Here is a 14662-nt window from a genome sequence, read left to right as displayed (position 1 = left end):
TCAGCCGTCCTCGCGGTGCAGCAGCAGCCCGAGGGCCAGCATGATCGCGGCCATCGGCGGCGCCCATGCAGCCAATAGCACGGGGATCTGGCCGTTTTCGCCCAGAATTTGCGCAAAACTGCGAATGAAATACAAGCCGAACCCCAATAAGATTGCCGTGAGGACGGCAATGCCGGTCCCTCCTGATCTGGTATGCCGCATGGTGAACGCACTCGCAACTAGAACCATCGCGATCAGGAACAGAGGGCGCGCAAGTTCCGATTGTAGCCAGACCTTGTGACGGCGCGGCGAGAAGCCCGAGGATTCAAGCTGGCGGATAAAATCGGGCAGCTCGTAGATCGAAATCGCCCCCGCTTTGCCAAAGCTGTCGCGGATGCGTTCGGGGGTCAGCGATGAGGCAATGGCGAGCGTCTCGAATTTCTCGGCATTGCCTTCGGAGTTGACACCGGCCTGTAAGGGCCATGATTTTGCGTTGCGCAGGTTCCATCCGTCTGGCCCCAAAGTCGCACTTTGCGCTTCAATTCGGCGCACGGGCCCCCCTTCTGGTGCATAAGTGATCAGGGTCACATCATAAAGCACAGACCCGTCGTTGTTGGAGCGCCACGCGCGGATGACCGTTTGCCCCTCGTCAGTACCCTGCCGCAGCCAAAGGCCTTCGGCCGAGATCGACAACGCCGCGCGACCGCCACTGGCGTATTGATCGGACAGGACCTCGTAGCGCTTGGACGTGGCGGCAACGATGGGGTTGAATACGCCCACCACCAACAGCCCGATTAAAAATGCCACAACCAGCGGCGCCAGCAGCGTATTGAGCGCGGAGCGACCCGATGCGCGCGTGATAACCATCTCCGACGAGCGTGCCATCGACAAAAACAGCACCACAGTCGCCAGCACCATATTGAGAGGCAGGATCAGATTAATTTTTTGCGGCGCGTCCAACAACGTCAGGGTCACCAGATCACCAAAAGTAACCGTATCTGCAAATGACCTTCGCGCTTCTTCCAGCAGGCCGGTGAGGGCGATCAGAAGGAATAGAACCAGCGTAATCAGCAAAAAGCTCAAGGCAAAACGCCGCGCAAAATAGAAATGCAGGATCATGCGGCAGCCCCGCGCCGCTTGAGCCGTGCGCGCCAGCCCGGATTTGCCGCGTGCATTAACATAACCAACGCAATCAGTGCGCCGATCAAGGACGGCACATAAAGCAGTGCCCACAAGGCGGCATTATCGGAGACTTGGGACGATAGCGTGCCGCGTACACCGTCCAGCAAGATCAAAAGGCCAAAAGCAATAATGATCTCCCGCCAGACACCAAAACGTGAAAACCCGCCGATCAACAAGGTGGTAAATCCGATCAGCGCGGCCACGATACAAAACAGCGGCTGGGCGAAACGCGAATGAAACTCCTCTGCGATAGCGCCCTCACTGCGCCCCGATGCCTCCGCAAGGGTGTCCCAACCCGCAATAAGTTCGGGTGTGGTAAGATTTGCGATACGCGTTTGCTGCACCGTTTCCGAGCGCATAAGTGTAGAAATATCGAACGAAAAATCCGCAAATTTCGCCGTGGCGAGGCGAAGACCTGATTGTTCGAGCCGCTGGGCCAACCCGTCGACCATGATCAGGGTGGTGGCATCGCCGTTGCGCAGCAGATAGGCCTCGGAGGCCGTATAGATGATACCCTGTTCGGGATTGCGTCGATCTGACAAAAAGACATCGCGTAAAACGCCGTCTTGATCGATGATGCGGGTATAGAAGGTGACCTGATCCGTCGGGTGCAGGAATGTCCCTTCGGTTAGCAGGCGGGCGGTGACGTTTTGTGCGATGTCCTGCTCGCGTTCCTTGAGTTGGGCAGTCGCCATTGGTACCAGAAAATTACTTAGCGTTGCCATGAAAAGCGCCACACACAGGCCAAAAACCATAACCGGACGGGCGATGCTCCACGGGCTGGAACCTGTGGCCTGTAGCACCGTCAGTTCGCTGTCCGAGGTCATGCGATTTGTCACGTAAACCGCAGCTGCAAAAGATGCAATGGGCAGGACCGTCGCGATTAACTGGGGCAGGCCGAGCGCTGTAAATTCAAGAAAAACAAGGGCTGTCTGACCATCTCCGATGAGCCGGTCAAACAAGACAACCGCCCGGTTGATCCAGAAAATCGCTACAAGAACCAGTGCGAAAAAGCCGAAAAGGATCAGCAGCTGGGACAGCATATAGCGGTCAAACTTTGCCACTGTGATTCCTCTCCACTGCGCGCGCTCTTTCGGCTTTTTACGGATAATAGCCTAAACACGCGGGACCTTAAACTCATATCTGGCCATGGCCGACTTGCCGCGCTAGGTCATGGGACGACACATAGCAAAAAGGCCTGACACATGACCGCACTGACCCCGATATCCTTTGCCGAGACCGATCTTGATGCCATTGCGGAGCACGCGGGGCGCGTTGCCGTATTTGTAGATGCGGAGGGCAAGCTCGATCTTGCCGCGCGGCGTGTGAACCGGCAGACAAAGGGCGCGATTGCACGGCTGGTCGAGAGCGATCGCTGGGCCAAGATGAAAGACGCCGATGTTGTGAGCCTGTCGTATCCGGCGGGGATGAAAGCGGATGCTGTGGATGTGGTCCGGCTTGAGCGTGGGGCCAAAGGTATGGATGCGCGCAAAGCGGGCGCTGCATTGGCTAAAACCCGTGGCGGTTCGGCCGATTTGCTGATGCTGTGCGGTCCGTTGCGCCAGCCACAGGAGGTCGTATTCGGATTTGCGATGCGTGATTATGTATTTGAAGATCACAAAAGCGCCCAGTCAACCCGCAGCGGCGCGTTGAAGGTGATGCATGGAAAAATAGCCGAAGTTGAGGCCGCCTGTGCCACGCTTATGGCTGTGGCAGAGGGCGCGCATATGTGCCGCGATCTGACGAACGAGCCCGCAAATATCCTTACGACCACCACCTATGTAGAGCGTTTGAAAGAGATGGAGAGCCTCGGCCTCAAGATCGAGGTTCTGGATGAAGATGCGCTTACAAAGCTCGGTATGAGAACGCTTTTATCTGTGGGGCAGGGATCTGCGAGCCCCTCATATGTGGTGGTTATGCGCTGGGACGGCGGCAAAAAGGACGAAGCGCCGCTCGCGCTTGTTGGTAAGGGCGTAGTATTTGACACGGGAGGCATTTCACTCAAGCCGGGCGCGAATATGGGTGATATGACCATGGATATGGGCGGCTCAGCGGTGGTGGCAGGTGTGATGCGCACGCTGGCGCTACGCGGGGCAAAGGCCAACGTTGTGGGCCTTGTCGGGATCGTGGAAAACATGCCTTCCGGGACCGCTTCACGGCCCGGGGATGTGGTCGTCTCGATGAAGGGCGACACTATCGAGAACCTCAATACCGATGCGGAGGGGCGTTTGGTTTTGTGCGATGTCATGTGGTATGCCCAAGAGCAGTATAAACCCGCCGCGATGATTGACCTCGCAACTCTGACGGGGGCGATTATCACCAGTCTGGGCCACGAGAATGCTGGCGTCTTTTCCAACAATACCTCTTTTTGCAATGATTTCCTGAAGGCAGCCGAGGCCGAGGGCGAGGGTGCGTGGCGCATGCCGATGGGACGGGCTTATGACGACCTGCTGAAAAGCCGGATCGCAGATATGAAGAATATCGGCGGACCTGCGGCAGGCTCCATAACAGCAGCGCAATTTTTGCAGCGCTTTGTGAAAGAGGACTGTCCGTGGATTCACCTCGATATTGCTGGTGTAGCATCTGTGAAATCGGAGACGGCGCTCGCGCCCGTTGGGGCTACAGGCTGGGGTGTGGCCGCGCTGAATCGCTTGATCGCGGATAATTATGAAGGTGAATGATCCATGGGTGCGGTGATGTTCTATCATCTTACCCAGCGCCCGTTGACCGACACGCTGCGTATGCTGATAGAGAAATCGCTGACTGCGGGCTGGCGGGTGTCGGTGCGGGGTACCGACCCCGCCGGTCTGGAGGCGCTTGATGCTGCACTTTGGCTCGGGGGCGAGGACAGCTTTTTACCGCACGGTATCGCGGGAGGGGCACATGATGGGTTGCAGCCGGTTCTGCTGGGGACTGATGGGTCAAACGCCAATAATGCGCAATGCCTTATGGCAGTCCATTCTGCCCCGATCACCGCGCAGGATGCTGCGGCCATGGAGCGTGTTTGCATACTTTTCGACGGTTATGACGAGGAGCAGTTAAATCATGCGCGTGGCCAGTGGAAAACGCTGACAGGTGCGGGGGTGAGCGCGCAATACTGGTCCGAAGAGTCGGGCCGGTGGGAGAAGAAGGCAGAAGCATGAGATGGCAAGGCGGCGCAGCTTGCGACCATTCGGGACGGTCCCGAAGTATGGAAATAACATGAGTGAGACAGATCAGCAGAACTGGATGGAGCGCCTTGTGCGCCACCGCACGGGTCTTCTGGCGATGTCCGTTGCCGAAAGCACTGCTGTGCCACTCCCCCTCGAGGCGGTTATTGTGCCGCTCATGGTGGGACATCCAAAACGCGCATTGAAAATCGCATTCTGGATCTGGATCGGCTCTCTTGTCGGTGCGACGGTTTTTTATCTTGTGGGGCTTTGGCTGCGAGATCCTGTCGTTCTTCCGGTGCTCGACGTTTTGGGCCAGAGGGCGCTGTTCGACGATATGATTGCTGATCTGGAGGAGGGCGGCCTGTTCTGGACGGTGTTTGCCGTGTCTTTCCTTCCGCTTCCGATGCAACTTGCTACGTTGGGGGCAGGTGCAGCGGGCGGCAACTATATCGTATTTCTGGCGGCGATCGCGCTGAGCAGGGGGCTTCGCTATTTCGGGCTGGCAATTGTTGCACAGAGTGTCGGCAACCGCTTGGCACATCTTAGCGTGCCGCGACACAAGGTTGTGTTCTGGGGCGCAGGGGTGCTGGTGTTAGGCTGGGGTCTCTACAAGTTATTTACGCTGTGAGATGCTATTGCGTATCACCGTGTCAGGCGTAATTCGCCGCCTGAGATCTCGATCCGGCCCCATTTTTCAAGGTAGCCCATACCCAGCAGGGAGCCTTCCATCGCACCGCCATTGACGGAAGCAAATACATCCGTATCGGTAATCCCGCCAAGGCGCACGGTATCAAGACGCACGGGCGCTGTGCGCACGGTTCCATTTGCAGTATTGGCGGTACCGATGAAATTGAGTTTGTCGGGGTCCAGGCCTGCGCGGCGGGCGTCCTCACGGGTCAGTACCATGTCGGTCGCACCGGTATCCACGACAAATCGGATGTTTTCGCCGTTGAGTGCTAATGTTAGATAGTAGTGCCCGTCTTGCTGTCGTGGCACAGCGATCTGACCGGTGCCGATCTGCTGCACCTGGTCACGCATTGTCTGGCGCTGGACGTCGTTCCACAGACCATAGCCCGCAACCACACCAAGAAAGATAAATCCCCAAATCATCGCCATTTGGAGGGTTTTTCCAACCCCCTCGCGCCCTGCGGCAAAAAACCAGCCACCGATAGCGAGGCCCAGCAGGCCGAGATAGATCAGGCTTGCAATGTTATCTCCGGACATGCGCGCTCCTTATGTGTCGACGCTAATATAGGCGTTAACGCCAACTATCCAAGAGAGGCGACAAACCCGAATTCGGCGAGGCCATCAAGGACGAACTGCACCGAAAGTGCGGCCAGAAGCATGCCCAGCACACGGGTAACCACATTGATCGCGACCTTGCCCATAAACCGCTCAAGGACGCCGGACAGCCGCAAAAATACATACATAATAAAAAGGATCACTGCTGTGATGCCAAGGATTGAAACAAGCCCTTCGCCACCGGGCTTTTGCCCGACGAGCAGGATTACCGAGGCTATGGCACCGGGGCCCGCGATGAGCGGAATTGCCATGGGAAAGACCGATGGATCATTGTGAAGCTCTATTTCGACTTCAGAGCTGTCTTCACGGCGTTTTGTACGCCGCTCAAAGAGCATGTCCATCGCAGTGAGGAAGAGCAAAATGCCACCCGCTACGCGGAACGCAGGCATGGAAATGCCGATAAACCCCAGAACCGCCTTGCCGAAAAAGGCAAACAGCGCCAGCAGCAGACCCGCCACCAATACGGCCCGCAAGGCGATGCGGGCGCGTTGCTTGCTGTTCATGCCAGGCGTGAGAGCCAGAAAGATCGGCACGATCGCCACAGGGTCGATCACGACCAGCATCGTCACGAATGCTGTGACCATATACGCGGTGTCGAGGGTCAATTCTGCGCTTTCTCAAGTTTGCCCGCGGCATCCATCCACAGACCTTCGGCACGCTCAAGTGCGCCCATGACTTCGGCGTATTTTTTGTTCCAGACTTCCAGTTCGCCCACTTTGTCCTTCTCGTAGAGAGCAGGATCAGCGAGCTTCTTTGCAAGCTTGTCACGCATATCGTTGATCTTGGTTACGCGCGCCTCCGAGGTTCGGACCTCGGCCTTGAGGGCCAAAATGTCTTCGCGGCTGGCTCTCTTTTCCTTGGGTGCCTCGACCTTGGGGCGTGCATTTTTACTTACAGGTTTTTCCACGGTCAGCAGCATTTTGCGGTAGGCTTCGAGGTCGTCTTCGTAAGGCACCACAGTGCCATTTGACACAAGCCACAAACGGTCCGCGACCATAGACAGCAGGTGCATGTCGTGGCTCACCAAAATGACAGCGCCTGAATACCGTGTCAGCGCTTCGACCAGCGCCTCGCGGCTCTCGATGTCGAGGTGGTTTGTCGGCTCGTCGAGGATCAGCAGATGTGGCGCATCGAGTGTGGCCAGCAGTAGCGACAAGCGCGCCTTTTGCCCGCCCGAGAGACGCCCTACGGCGGTGTCGGCCTGATCGGGGCCAAGGCCGAAACCAGCCAGCTGTGCGCGCAGTTTTGACTGCATCACACCGGGCCGTGCAGCGATGATGTGTTGCAGCGGTGTTTCGTCGATCATCAGTTCGTCAACCTGATGCTGGGCGAAAAAGCCGATGCGCAGTTTATTGGAATTTACGGCCTTGCCCTCGAACAGGACGAGACGGTTCGACAGCAGCTTGGAGAGGGTCGATTTACCCTGACCATTTTTACCCAGCAGGGCGATGCGGTCGTCCTGATCAATGCGCAGGTTCAGTCGGCTCAGCACAGGTTGACCCTCGGTATAACCGGTCGAGCCGTTCTCGATGCTGATGATAGGAGGTGACAGCTCGTCTGGTTGCGGGAAGGTGAAGACCTTGCGCGCGGCTTCCTCTGGCGGGGTGATGGTCACCATCTTCTCGATGGCTTTCATCCGTGATTGTGCTTGCTTGGCCTTAGAAGCTTTTGCTTTGAAGCGGTCAACGAAGGCTTGCATATGCGCCTTGTGGGCCTGTTGCTTTTTAGCGGCAGCACTCAGCTGTGCGCGCTTTTCGGCGCGCATTTTGGCAAACTGGTCGTAGTTGCCCTGATAATAGGTAAGCTTTTTGTCTTCGAGGTGCAGGATACCGCCCACGGCACGGTTCAGCAGGCCGCGGTCGTGGCTGATGATAATGACCGTATGGGGATATTTCGCTAGGTAATTCTCGAGCCAGAGCGCGCCCTCGAGATCGAGGTAGTTTGTCGGTTCGTCGAGCAGCAGCAGATCAGGTTCCGCAAACAGCACCCCCGCAAGGGCCACACGCATGCGCCAACCACCCGAATAGGCCGAGCAGGGCTGTTGCTGGTCATAATCGTCAAAGCCAAGGCCCTTGAGGATCGACGCTGCGCGACCTTCGGCGGACCATGCGTCGATATCGGCCAGACGCGCCTGAATGTCCGCGATGCGGCCCGGATCCTTAGCGGTTTCCGCTTCGATCAACAGCGCGGCGCGTTCGGTGTCGCACGCAAGCACTGTCTCGATCAGCGATGTCTCGGAGGACGGGACCTCTTGGGCAACGCCGCCGATCTTGGCGCGGCTGGGCAGGGATATTTCACCTGCGTCCAGCCCCAATTCCTTGCGGATGATGCGAAAGAGCGTGGTTTTTCCAGCCCCGTTGCGCCCGACAAGGCCCACCTTGTGACCTTCGGGAATGACAGCACTGGCCTCTTCGAACAGAGGGCGGCCTTCGACGGAATAGTTGATCTCGGATATACGTAACATGGGCGGGGTTTGACCCAGATAGCGGGTGGCGTCAATCGCCGCTTTTCATAGGGCAGGGGCCATGCTAGGCAGCGCCGGATTTAACACCAAACCGGAGACGACCCATGGCTCTCGAGCGCACATTTTCAATCATCAAACCAGACGCAACAAAACGCAACCTGACAGGTGCTATTGCAAAGAAATTCGAGGATGCAGGCCTGCGCATCGTCGCATCCAAGCGTATTCACCTGACAAAAGCCCAAGCGGGCGAGTTCTACAAAGTGCACTCCGCGCGCCCGTTCTATGACGAGCTGTGCGAATTTATGGCTTCCGGCCCGATTGTTGCACAAGTGCTTGAAGGCGAAAACGCAATCGCGAAAAACCGCGAAGTTATGGGTGCAACCAACCCAGCAGACGCAGAAGCCGGCACCATCCGCGCCGATTTCGCGGAATCAGTTGGCGAAAACTCGGTACACGGCTCCGATGCACCCGAGACTGCAAAAGAAGAGATCGCGTATTTCTTTTCCGGCCTTGAGCTGGTTGGCTAAGCTTTTACTGCTTTGTCAGGATCAAGGGCTGTCTGCGGGCGGCCCTTTTTTATTGGGCCAAGAATGCGCTCAGAGTATCAAGCCAGGATTTTTGCCCATATCGAGATCGGGGAAAATTGCATTTTCAATGGTTGAAAAGTCCAGACCGAACTGGCTGTGCAACAACCAGCCGATATAGGCGCGCAAATCACGGGTGGGCATTAAATCGCGCCGCTCGAAGAGTTGGCCTTCGTCCAGTCCGGGCCAGTCGCCTATGACGCGCCCGCCGCGTAAGGCGCCACCCGCCATTACCATCAGCCCGCCGGTGCCATGATCCGTCCCATTAGAGCCGTTCAGACGCGCGGTGCGGCCAAATTCTGTTACCGCAACCACAGTCGTCTTGTTCCAGATCGGTCCGGTCAGTGTCGATTGTAAAGTCAGGATTGTTTCTGCCAGCCGCCCCAGCGCAGGGATAAGCGTGCGATCCTGATTTTGGTGAGTATCCCAACCATTGATTGAAAAAGACGCGATGCGGGTCTCTTCGCGCAGGCGTTTGCCGGCAAACTCTGCGATCCGCCGCTCAGCGCTGTTATTTTTATCGTGTTTGGCGTTCTGGTTGACCGCTTGCATCATATCTCTGCGGTTGCCTGATAGTGCGACACCGTCGCCGTCATTGTCAGCAATAGACATTGCCTGCCGGAAGGCGGCATCGAAATCGGGGTCCTCCGCCATGATAAGCTGCGCCAACTCGATCGCTTGCGGGCTTAGCACCAGATCCGTGTCAGGCGACCAGCGCTGTGATTTGGCAGGTCCGCCCATGATGCGGAGCTGGTCGCCGCCGATAGCATAGGCCGTTTCGGCGCGCGCACCGGGTAGGTTTTGCAATACACGGTTGAGCCAGCCATCGCGGGAATTGGTCAATGCCTCACTTCCTATCCCTGCTTCCAGCATGTCCTGACCGTCGAAATGGCTGCGCTTGTTGCGGTAGGGCGTAGAAACAGCATGGGCAAAGCCAAGCTGGCCCTGTTGCCATAAGGGCAACAGCGAACGAAGCGCGGGGTGAAGGCCGAAATAACCGTCCAGATCGGCCGCGCCATCGGTGTCGTTTATCCCTGCATCGCCGCGCAGGGCCGAATAGGCGGGATCGCCGTAAGGGCGCACAACATCCAGCCCGTCCATCGCTCCGCGCAACAAGATTACGACAAGTCGGTTTTCGCCCGGTGTCGCGGCAAAGCTGACAGGCGTCATCAAGGGACTGGCCGCCAGCGAGCAGCCGATGAGGGCTGTGCGTGTCAGAAATGCGCGGCGGTTCATGAGGTCGGTCACGGTGTTCAAGTCCTTTGAAACGCTGGCGAGGCCAGCACAAGGCCAATCCCGTCCCAACGGGTTTCGGCAGCGGTGGCGGCGAAGCTGACAGCGGGTGTCTTGAAGTTGCCCAATGCGGTGTCAACAAATTCACGCGGGTCCGGGAGTTCCTGCATCAGCAGGTTTGGCACAGTGATGGCCCATTGTAAGCGCGAAGCGATGCCCTGCGGCACAATCCACGCACTGTCCGCTTCGGGCAGGCCATCGGGGCCTGCGGGTTTTTCCCAAATATGCCCCATCTGAACCAGCGGGGCTGCGATTATACGGCGAGCATCTCGCTCTGGCAGGGCGGATATGCCTTCCGGCGGGACGCCGAGTGCGCGCAGGGCTGAGCCCATAAAATGAAAGGGCTGTTTGACGTTGGTGCGCTGAGGCGTGTGGGCGGCAGGGTGGCTCAGTAGCGCTAGCGTCACCTCGCGCAGATCACCGTCCGTCTCAAGGAACCGTGTCTCGAGGGTGGTTACAAGATCGGGGTCGGGAACATCCGCCACAAAATGCACCGCAAGTTTGCGGGCGATATGACGGGCAGTGGCCGGATGGCGCGCCAGATCGCCCAGCACTGCCTGTATGTCGCGGATATGGGGATTGTCGCCGCCATATGTCTTGCCCAACACAGTTTCATCGCCGGGCTCAGCGCGGCGTTTACGAAAATGCAGGCGCATGGGGGGGGCAATCGACAGACCCGTCAGCAATTCTGCCAGTTGCGTCACATCGGTCTGGGTATAGGGTGCTCCCACGCCTAGCGTGTGCAACTCGATGACTTCGCGGGCAAGGTTTTCGTTCAGACCTGTCAGCCTGCCGCCCCGCGCCGCCTCGACAGAGTTTGGACCCACAGAGCGTTCCTGATCCAGATAATGGAGCATCAGCGGGTGCAATACAGCCGCGAGGAGCAAATCCTCGAAGCGGCCTGCGATATTAGGGCGGATAGCCGTTTCGACATAGGGCGTGGCCGCACGGCGCAAAAGGCCGGCCTTGCCAGTGGCCGTGAAATGATCAGCCCAAAACACACACAGGCGCTCTCGCAGGGGGGCCGTTGTCCAGACCCACCTGTTGAGGTGCTCGCCCATCCAGGCCGCCTGCGCGATGCGGGCATCACGGTTTTGCAGCCGCTCCGCTTTTTTCGCGGCCAGACCTTCCTCACTGCCGCGGTTCTGGCGGCGGATTTTAGTCAGCCTCATCCGCTCGGCGATGCGCAGTGAAAATTGTTCGGATGTCTCTACCTTGAAGCGGGTGGCGATGTCATCTGGGCTGGCCAATGTGTCCAGCATTTCCTGCGCGGATTGCGCAGGTGCAATGCTGGGCGACAAGCCACAACCAAAGCGGATGTCGGCCAGTTGTGGGTCAAAACGCATCGCGGTTTCCTTGTGTAGGACAGGTATGGTTATAGCATCTGCCCTGACCTCAAAACAGGCACGTCGTGGATGCTACTGGTTTGGGTGGCGAATATCTGCTTGCCCCTCGTCTGGCGCCAACCTGCGGTCAGTAGCCTCAGCTTTTCTTGTGCTGGGACCAGTAGAACGCAGGCAGGGAAAGCAGATAGAGACAATTTACCGCAATCATTGTGGGCCACGTATAGACCATCAGCCCGACCACCAGAAGAACCGCAGCGACCATGACAAAGGGCAGATGCGCGCGTTTTATGCTGGCGTGTTTGATCGAAATTGTCGGGATCGTGCTCACGGCGAGCAGGCCAACACCAATGATGTAGAGCGCCCGCAGCACAGGCAGATTGGTGTTTTCCCAACCGTTGAGATGCATGAAAACCGGCATCAACGCCAAACAGGCGAGGGCAGGTGCAGGCACGCCGACGAAATAGTCATCCTGCTTGAGCGCGATTGCATCGCTGCGCAGCGACAGGTTGAACCGTGCCAGCCGCAACGCGCAACAGACCGCCAGAACCAGAATTGCCAGCCATCCCAGACTGGCGTAGGCCGTGCCGATATAAAGCGTATTGTACAGCAACATGCCTGGAACGATGCCAAAGTTGAAAAAGTCCGCCAGCGTATCAAGTTCGGCGCCAAACGGGCTGGCACTGTCGAGAAAACGTGCCAGCTTACCGTCAGCGGCGTCCAGAAATACGGCCAGCAAAACGAAGTAGAGTGACAACTCGATCCGTCCTTCGAGGTTCATCCGCACCGCTGTCATGCCTGCGCAGATCGCAAAGACCGTTACCATGCTTGGCACGATGTGGCGTAGCTTGATCCGGGAGGGCGCGGTCATTCAGGTACGCCAAAGCGCTGGAGCTGCGTGAGCGCTTTCAGATCGGCAAGGATTGTCTCGCCTGCAACGGCGGTGTGGCCCACATCGACCAGCGGCGCGATGCCTTCGGGCAGATACACGTCGAGGCGGCTGCCAAAGCGGATCAAGCCAAAGCGGTGACCTGCCTCGAGGGTTTCGCCCTCTTCGGTGAAACACACAATGCGGCGCGCAACGAGTCCGGCAATCTGGACCACTCCGATACGTGTGCCATCGCGAGCCTCGAGCGTGACGCTGTTACGCTCGTTGTGGATGCTGGCCTTGTCGAGTGACGCGTTGAGGAATTTACCGTGATGATAGGTAATATCGACTACCTTGCCCGCAATCGGTGCACGGTTCACATGGCAATTAAACACATTCATAAATACCGATACCCGTGTCAGCGGTGCAGTCCCGAGGCCCATCTCGGCGGGTGGTACGACCTGCTCTATCAGGGACACCACACCATCGGCGGGCGAAATAACGAGGCCATCCTGTTGGGGAATACTGCGCACCGGATCACGGAAAAAATAATAACACCAAATCGTTGCACCCAATCCAAGCCAGAAAAGCGGTTCCCAGATGAAGCCTAACACAAGCGTGATTGCGGCAAATATCGCCACAAATTTGCGGCCTTCTTTGTGCATGGGCACCGCGACGATCTTCAGCATATTCATGTTTTTGGCTTTCCGGTCAGAATAACAGAGGGTAGAGGCAGGCAGCAGTCAGCACATACAACACCAGCGTAGGGCTGAATGCAAAGCGGGTGCACGGCTCGCCCTCACGATGTGAACTCTTCTCACCGTGGGACCAAATGGTCAACGCACCATCGTTTGGGGTCTTCGGCCCGAGGCATTTGCAAAGCGGCGGGTCTGCGCCCGACAGTTTCGGCGGGCTTTTAAAGAGTTGAATGTGCTTAGCAGCGTTTTCTGTGCCTTATCTCGCTACGCCGCCCTTCATTTTGTGCATATGAAGTCGATCGTAGTGGCTCCCTAACTGCCGATTGCAGGACTGTGGGACCAATTGGCACAGGGATCTCGGGCAAAGTTGGGGGGGCTAAACAAGGTTTGCGCGCAATTCTTGCGCGGGGCATGGTGCGCTAGAGTATATAAACGTAGGCGATCTGCCCGAAGATGAAGGAAATCCCGAAATGAAGCACCGTACATTAGGCCGCGATGGCCCCACCCTCCATCCTGTTGGGATCGGCGCAATGTCATTTTCCAATTTTTACGGGCCCACCAGCGAGGCGGACAGCCATGCCATTCTGGATGCTGCCCGCGATGCGGGGGTGAATCACATCGACACGTCCAACATATACGGTATGGGCACCTCCGAGACGGTGATAGGCAGCTATCTCGCAGCCAATCGCGGTGCGCTTGACCACTTTTTTATCGCTACAAAAGGGGCAATACGGCGTAATCCGGAGGGGGCCGGCAATATATTTGACAACTCGCCGGCGCATCTTGAAGCAGAGTTGGACGGAAGCCTCAAGCGGCTAGGGGTCGACGCCGTAGATCTATATTATGTGCACCGTCGTGATCCGGCAATTCCAATCGAAGATGTCACGGGCACGCTGGCGGAGTTTGTGAAGCAAGGTAAGGTAAAGGCTATCGGATTTTCCGAGATCGCACCAACTTCATTGCGGCGCGCCCATGCGGTTCATCCGGTGGCGGCTGTGCAGTCGGAATATTCTCTATCTACGCGTGCGCCTGAGTTGGGGCTGGTTCAGACCTGCGCCGAACTCGGGGTGGCTTTGGTTGCTTTCTCGCCTGTCGGGCGTTCATTTCTGACAGATACACCGCTGACGTTTGAGGCGGCGCAGACCTTGCCGTTTCTTGCTGGCAATCCGCGCTTTATGCAGCCAAATTACGACGCTAACATCGCCGCAGTGGGTCCGTTTCAGGCGCTCGCCGCCGAAATGGGGCTATCGGCGGCTGGGCTGGCCATCGCATGGGTGCTGGCGCAGGGCGATCACGTGTTGCCGATTCCCGGCACGCGGTCGGTGGCCCATTTTGCGCAACTTCTCGAAGCCTCGGACCGCAGGCTGAGCGCTGCTGACCTGCGCGCCATCGAAACTGTCTTGCCAGTGGGATGGGCTCACGGGGATCGCTACTCCGTCCCGCAATGGACAGGACCGGAAAGATTTTGCTGAGCTTGCGTTATGCGGGCCAGCATTTGCACAAGGCCGGAAAGCTGGTGATTTGACGCCTGACCGGTCCCAAGCCTTCACCCGTGAGACATGGGCCGGGGCGCGATCCGCATTAAAATTATATTGGAGGAGCTGGGCCAGCCTGTCAAACAAGACGTTATGCGCCCGCTGCGAGCGTTTGATGCAGGCGGAGGGGAGCGAAAATTTGACGCGATGTTCAAGGCGTAGGATGAGGGGAAAATACCGTGGCGCACATCACGCGTCCCACGCCCTTAGCAGGTTGTGCGTGCACGCCGAAAGGTCGGCGGTTTTTTGTGCAGGGCTAATT

Annotated in this window: 14 protein-coding genes; 5 read left to right on the top strand and 9 right to left on the bottom strand. The window is 57.7% G+C overall.

What is annotated here, in order from left to right:
* Nucleotides 1-1098 carry an LPS export ABC transporter permease LptG gene (lptG, locus tag C8N30_RS00165; RefSeq protein ID WP_025062464.1) on the bottom strand — a complete coding sequence of 366 codons (1098 nt, stop codon included), beginning with the start codon at nt 1096-1098 and terminating at the stop codon, nt 1-3.
* A complete protein-coding gene (lptF, locus tag C8N30_RS00160; protein WP_025062463.1) occupies nt 1095-2225 on the bottom strand; it encodes an LPS export ABC transporter permease LptF in 1131 nt (376 codons plus the stop codon). The genes lptG and lptF overlap by 4 nt, the downstream gene beginning before the upstream one ends.
* A gap of 141 nt (nt 2226-2366) precedes the next feature.
* Between lptF and C8N30_RS00155 the strand changes: the two genes are divergently transcribed.
* Genes C8N30_RS00155 through C8N30_RS00145 form a run of 3 tightly spaced genes read left to right on the top strand, consistent with a single transcriptional unit; the run spans nt 2367 to nt 4941 of the window.
* Nucleotides 2367-3842, top strand: a complete 1476-nt coding sequence (locus tag C8N30_RS00155) for a leucyl aminopeptidase (protein ID WP_025062462.1) — start codon at nt 2367-2369, stop codon at nt 3840-3842.
* Nucleotides 3843-3845: 3 nt separating this feature from the next.
* On the top strand, nt 3846-4304 hold the full coding sequence (locus C8N30_RS00150; RefSeq protein ID WP_025062461.1) for a DNA polymerase III subunit chi: 459 nt from the start codon (nt 3846-3848) through the stop codon (nt 4302-4304).
* Nucleotides 4305-4362: 58 nt separating this feature from the next.
* Nucleotides 4363-4941, top strand: coding sequence for a YqaA family protein (locus C8N30_RS00145; protein ID WP_025062460.1), 579 nt, complete (start codon nt 4363-4365; stop codon nt 4939-4941).
* Nucleotides 4942-4955: 14 nt separating this feature from the next.
* On the opposite strand, the gene C8N30_RS00140 is transcribed toward C8N30_RS00145, so the two are convergent.
* The 3 genes from C8N30_RS00140 to C8N30_RS00130 are packed head-to-tail and all read right to left on the bottom strand — an operon-like array spanning nt 4956 to nt 8079.
* Nucleotides 4956-5537, bottom strand: a complete 582-nt coding sequence (locus tag C8N30_RS00140) for a retropepsin-like aspartic protease family protein (RefSeq protein ID WP_025062459.1) — start codon at nt 5535-5537, stop codon at nt 4956-4958.
* A 44-nt stretch (nt 5538-5581) separates the two neighbouring features.
* Nucleotides 5582-6199, bottom strand: coding sequence for a MarC family protein (locus tag C8N30_RS00135; protein WP_037968335.1), 618 nt, complete (start codon nt 6197-6199; stop codon nt 5582-5584).
* A 17-nt stretch (nt 6200-6216) separates the two neighbouring features.
* Nucleotides 6217-8079, bottom strand: a complete 1863-nt coding sequence (locus tag C8N30_RS00130; protein WP_025062457.1) for an ABC-F family ATP-binding cassette domain-containing protein — start codon at nt 8077-8079, stop codon at nt 6217-6219.
* A 104-nt stretch (nt 8080-8183) separates the two neighbouring features.
* Between C8N30_RS00130 and ndk the strand changes: the two genes are divergently transcribed.
* Nucleotides 8184-8606 carry a nucleoside-diphosphate kinase gene (gene ndk / locus C8N30_RS00125; protein WP_025062456.1) on the top strand — a complete coding sequence of 141 codons (423 nt, stop codon included), beginning with the start codon at nt 8184-8186 and terminating at the stop codon, nt 8604-8606.
* 69 nt (nt 8607-8675) lie between these two features.
* Here ndk and C8N30_RS00120 read toward each other — a convergent pair whose 3' ends face one another.
* The 4 genes from C8N30_RS00120 to C8N30_RS00105 all read right to left on the bottom strand — a co-directional run bounded on the left by C8N30_RS00120 (nt 8676) and on the right by C8N30_RS00105 (nt 12907).
* Nucleotides 8676-9911, bottom strand: coding sequence for a DUF1501 domain-containing protein (locus tag C8N30_RS00120; protein WP_322787429.1), 1236 nt, complete (start codon nt 9909-9911; stop codon nt 8676-8678).
* Nucleotides 9912-9916: 5 nt separating this feature from the next.
* The gene (locus C8N30_RS00115) at nt 9917-11302 is read right to left on the bottom strand and encodes a DUF1800 domain-containing protein (RefSeq protein WP_025062454.1); all 1386 of its coding nucleotides are present in this window, start codon (nt 11300-11302) and stop codon (nt 9917-9919) included.
* Between the two features lie 136 nt (nt 11303-11438).
* Nucleotides 11439-12170 carry a CDP-alcohol phosphatidyltransferase family protein gene (locus tag C8N30_RS00110; protein ID WP_025062453.1) on the bottom strand — a complete coding sequence of 244 codons (732 nt, stop codon included), beginning with the start codon at nt 12168-12170 and terminating at the stop codon, nt 11439-11441.
* On the bottom strand, nt 12167-12907 hold the full coding sequence (locus C8N30_RS00105) for a phosphatidylserine decarboxylase (RefSeq protein WP_269667575.1): 741 nt from the start codon (nt 12905-12907) through the stop codon (nt 12167-12169). The genes C8N30_RS00110 and C8N30_RS00105 overlap by 4 nt, the downstream gene beginning before the upstream one ends.
* Nucleotides 12908-13335: 428 nt before the next feature.
* Between C8N30_RS00105 and C8N30_RS00100 the strand changes: the two genes are divergently transcribed.
* A complete protein-coding gene (locus tag C8N30_RS00100; protein WP_025062451.1) occupies nt 13336-14337 on the top strand; it encodes an aldo/keto reductase in 1002 nt (333 codons plus the stop codon).
* The last annotated feature ends 325 nt before the right edge of the window (nt 14338-14662 follow it).

Source organism: Sulfitobacter guttiformis, from assembly GCF_003610455.1.
In the GTDB taxonomy this organism is placed as follows: Bacteria; Pseudomonadota; Alphaproteobacteria; order Rhodobacterales; family Rhodobacteraceae; genus Sulfitobacter; species Sulfitobacter guttiformis.
The sequence above is the reverse complement of the archived record's forward strand: the minus strand, read 5'-3'. Positions and strand labels throughout refer to the sequence as shown.

What these genes read in the sequence shown, in the direction of transcription:
- C8N30_RS00145 (WP_025062460.1), top strand. Translation starts at nt 4,363, where the DNA reads ATGAGTGAGACAGATCAGCAGAACTGGATGGAGCGCCTTGTGCGCCAC.
- C8N30_RS00115 (WP_025062454.1), bottom strand. Translation starts at nt 11,302, where the DNA reads ATGCGTTTTGACCCACAACTGGCCGACATCCGCTTTGGTTGTGGCTTG.
- C8N30_RS00110 (WP_025062453.1), bottom strand. Translation starts at nt 12,170, where the DNA reads ATGACCGCGCCCTCCCGGATCAAGCTACGCCACATCGTGCCAAGCATG.
- C8N30_RS00130 (WP_025062457.1), bottom strand. Translation starts at nt 8,079, where the DNA reads ATGTTACGTATATCCGAGATCAACTATTCCGTCGAAGGCCGCCCTCTG.
- lptG (WP_025062464.1), bottom strand. Translation starts at nt 1,098, where the DNA reads ATGATCCTGCATTTCTATTTTGCGCGGCGTTTTGCCTTGAGCTTTTTG.
- C8N30_RS00135 (WP_037968335.1), bottom strand. Translation starts at nt 6,199, where the DNA reads ATGGTCACAGCATTCGTGACGATGCTGGTCGTGATCGACCCTGTGGCG.
- C8N30_RS00100 (WP_025062451.1), top strand. Translation starts at nt 13,336, where the DNA reads ATGAAGCACCGTACATTAGGCCGCGATGGCCCCACCCTCCATCCTGTT.
- C8N30_RS00150 (WP_025062461.1), top strand. Translation starts at nt 3,846, where the DNA reads ATGGGTGCGGTGATGTTCTATCATCTTACCCAGCGCCCGTTGACCGAC.
- ndk (WP_025062456.1), top strand. Translation starts at nt 8,184, where the DNA reads ATGGCTCTCGAGCGCACATTTTCAATCATCAAACCAGACGCAACAAAA.
- C8N30_RS00140 (WP_025062459.1), bottom strand. Translation starts at nt 5,537, where the DNA reads ATGTCCGGAGATAACATTGCAAGCCTGATCTATCTCGGCCTGCTGGGC.
- C8N30_RS00155 (WP_025062462.1), top strand. Translation starts at nt 2,367, where the DNA reads ATGACCGCACTGACCCCGATATCCTTTGCCGAGACCGATCTTGATGCC.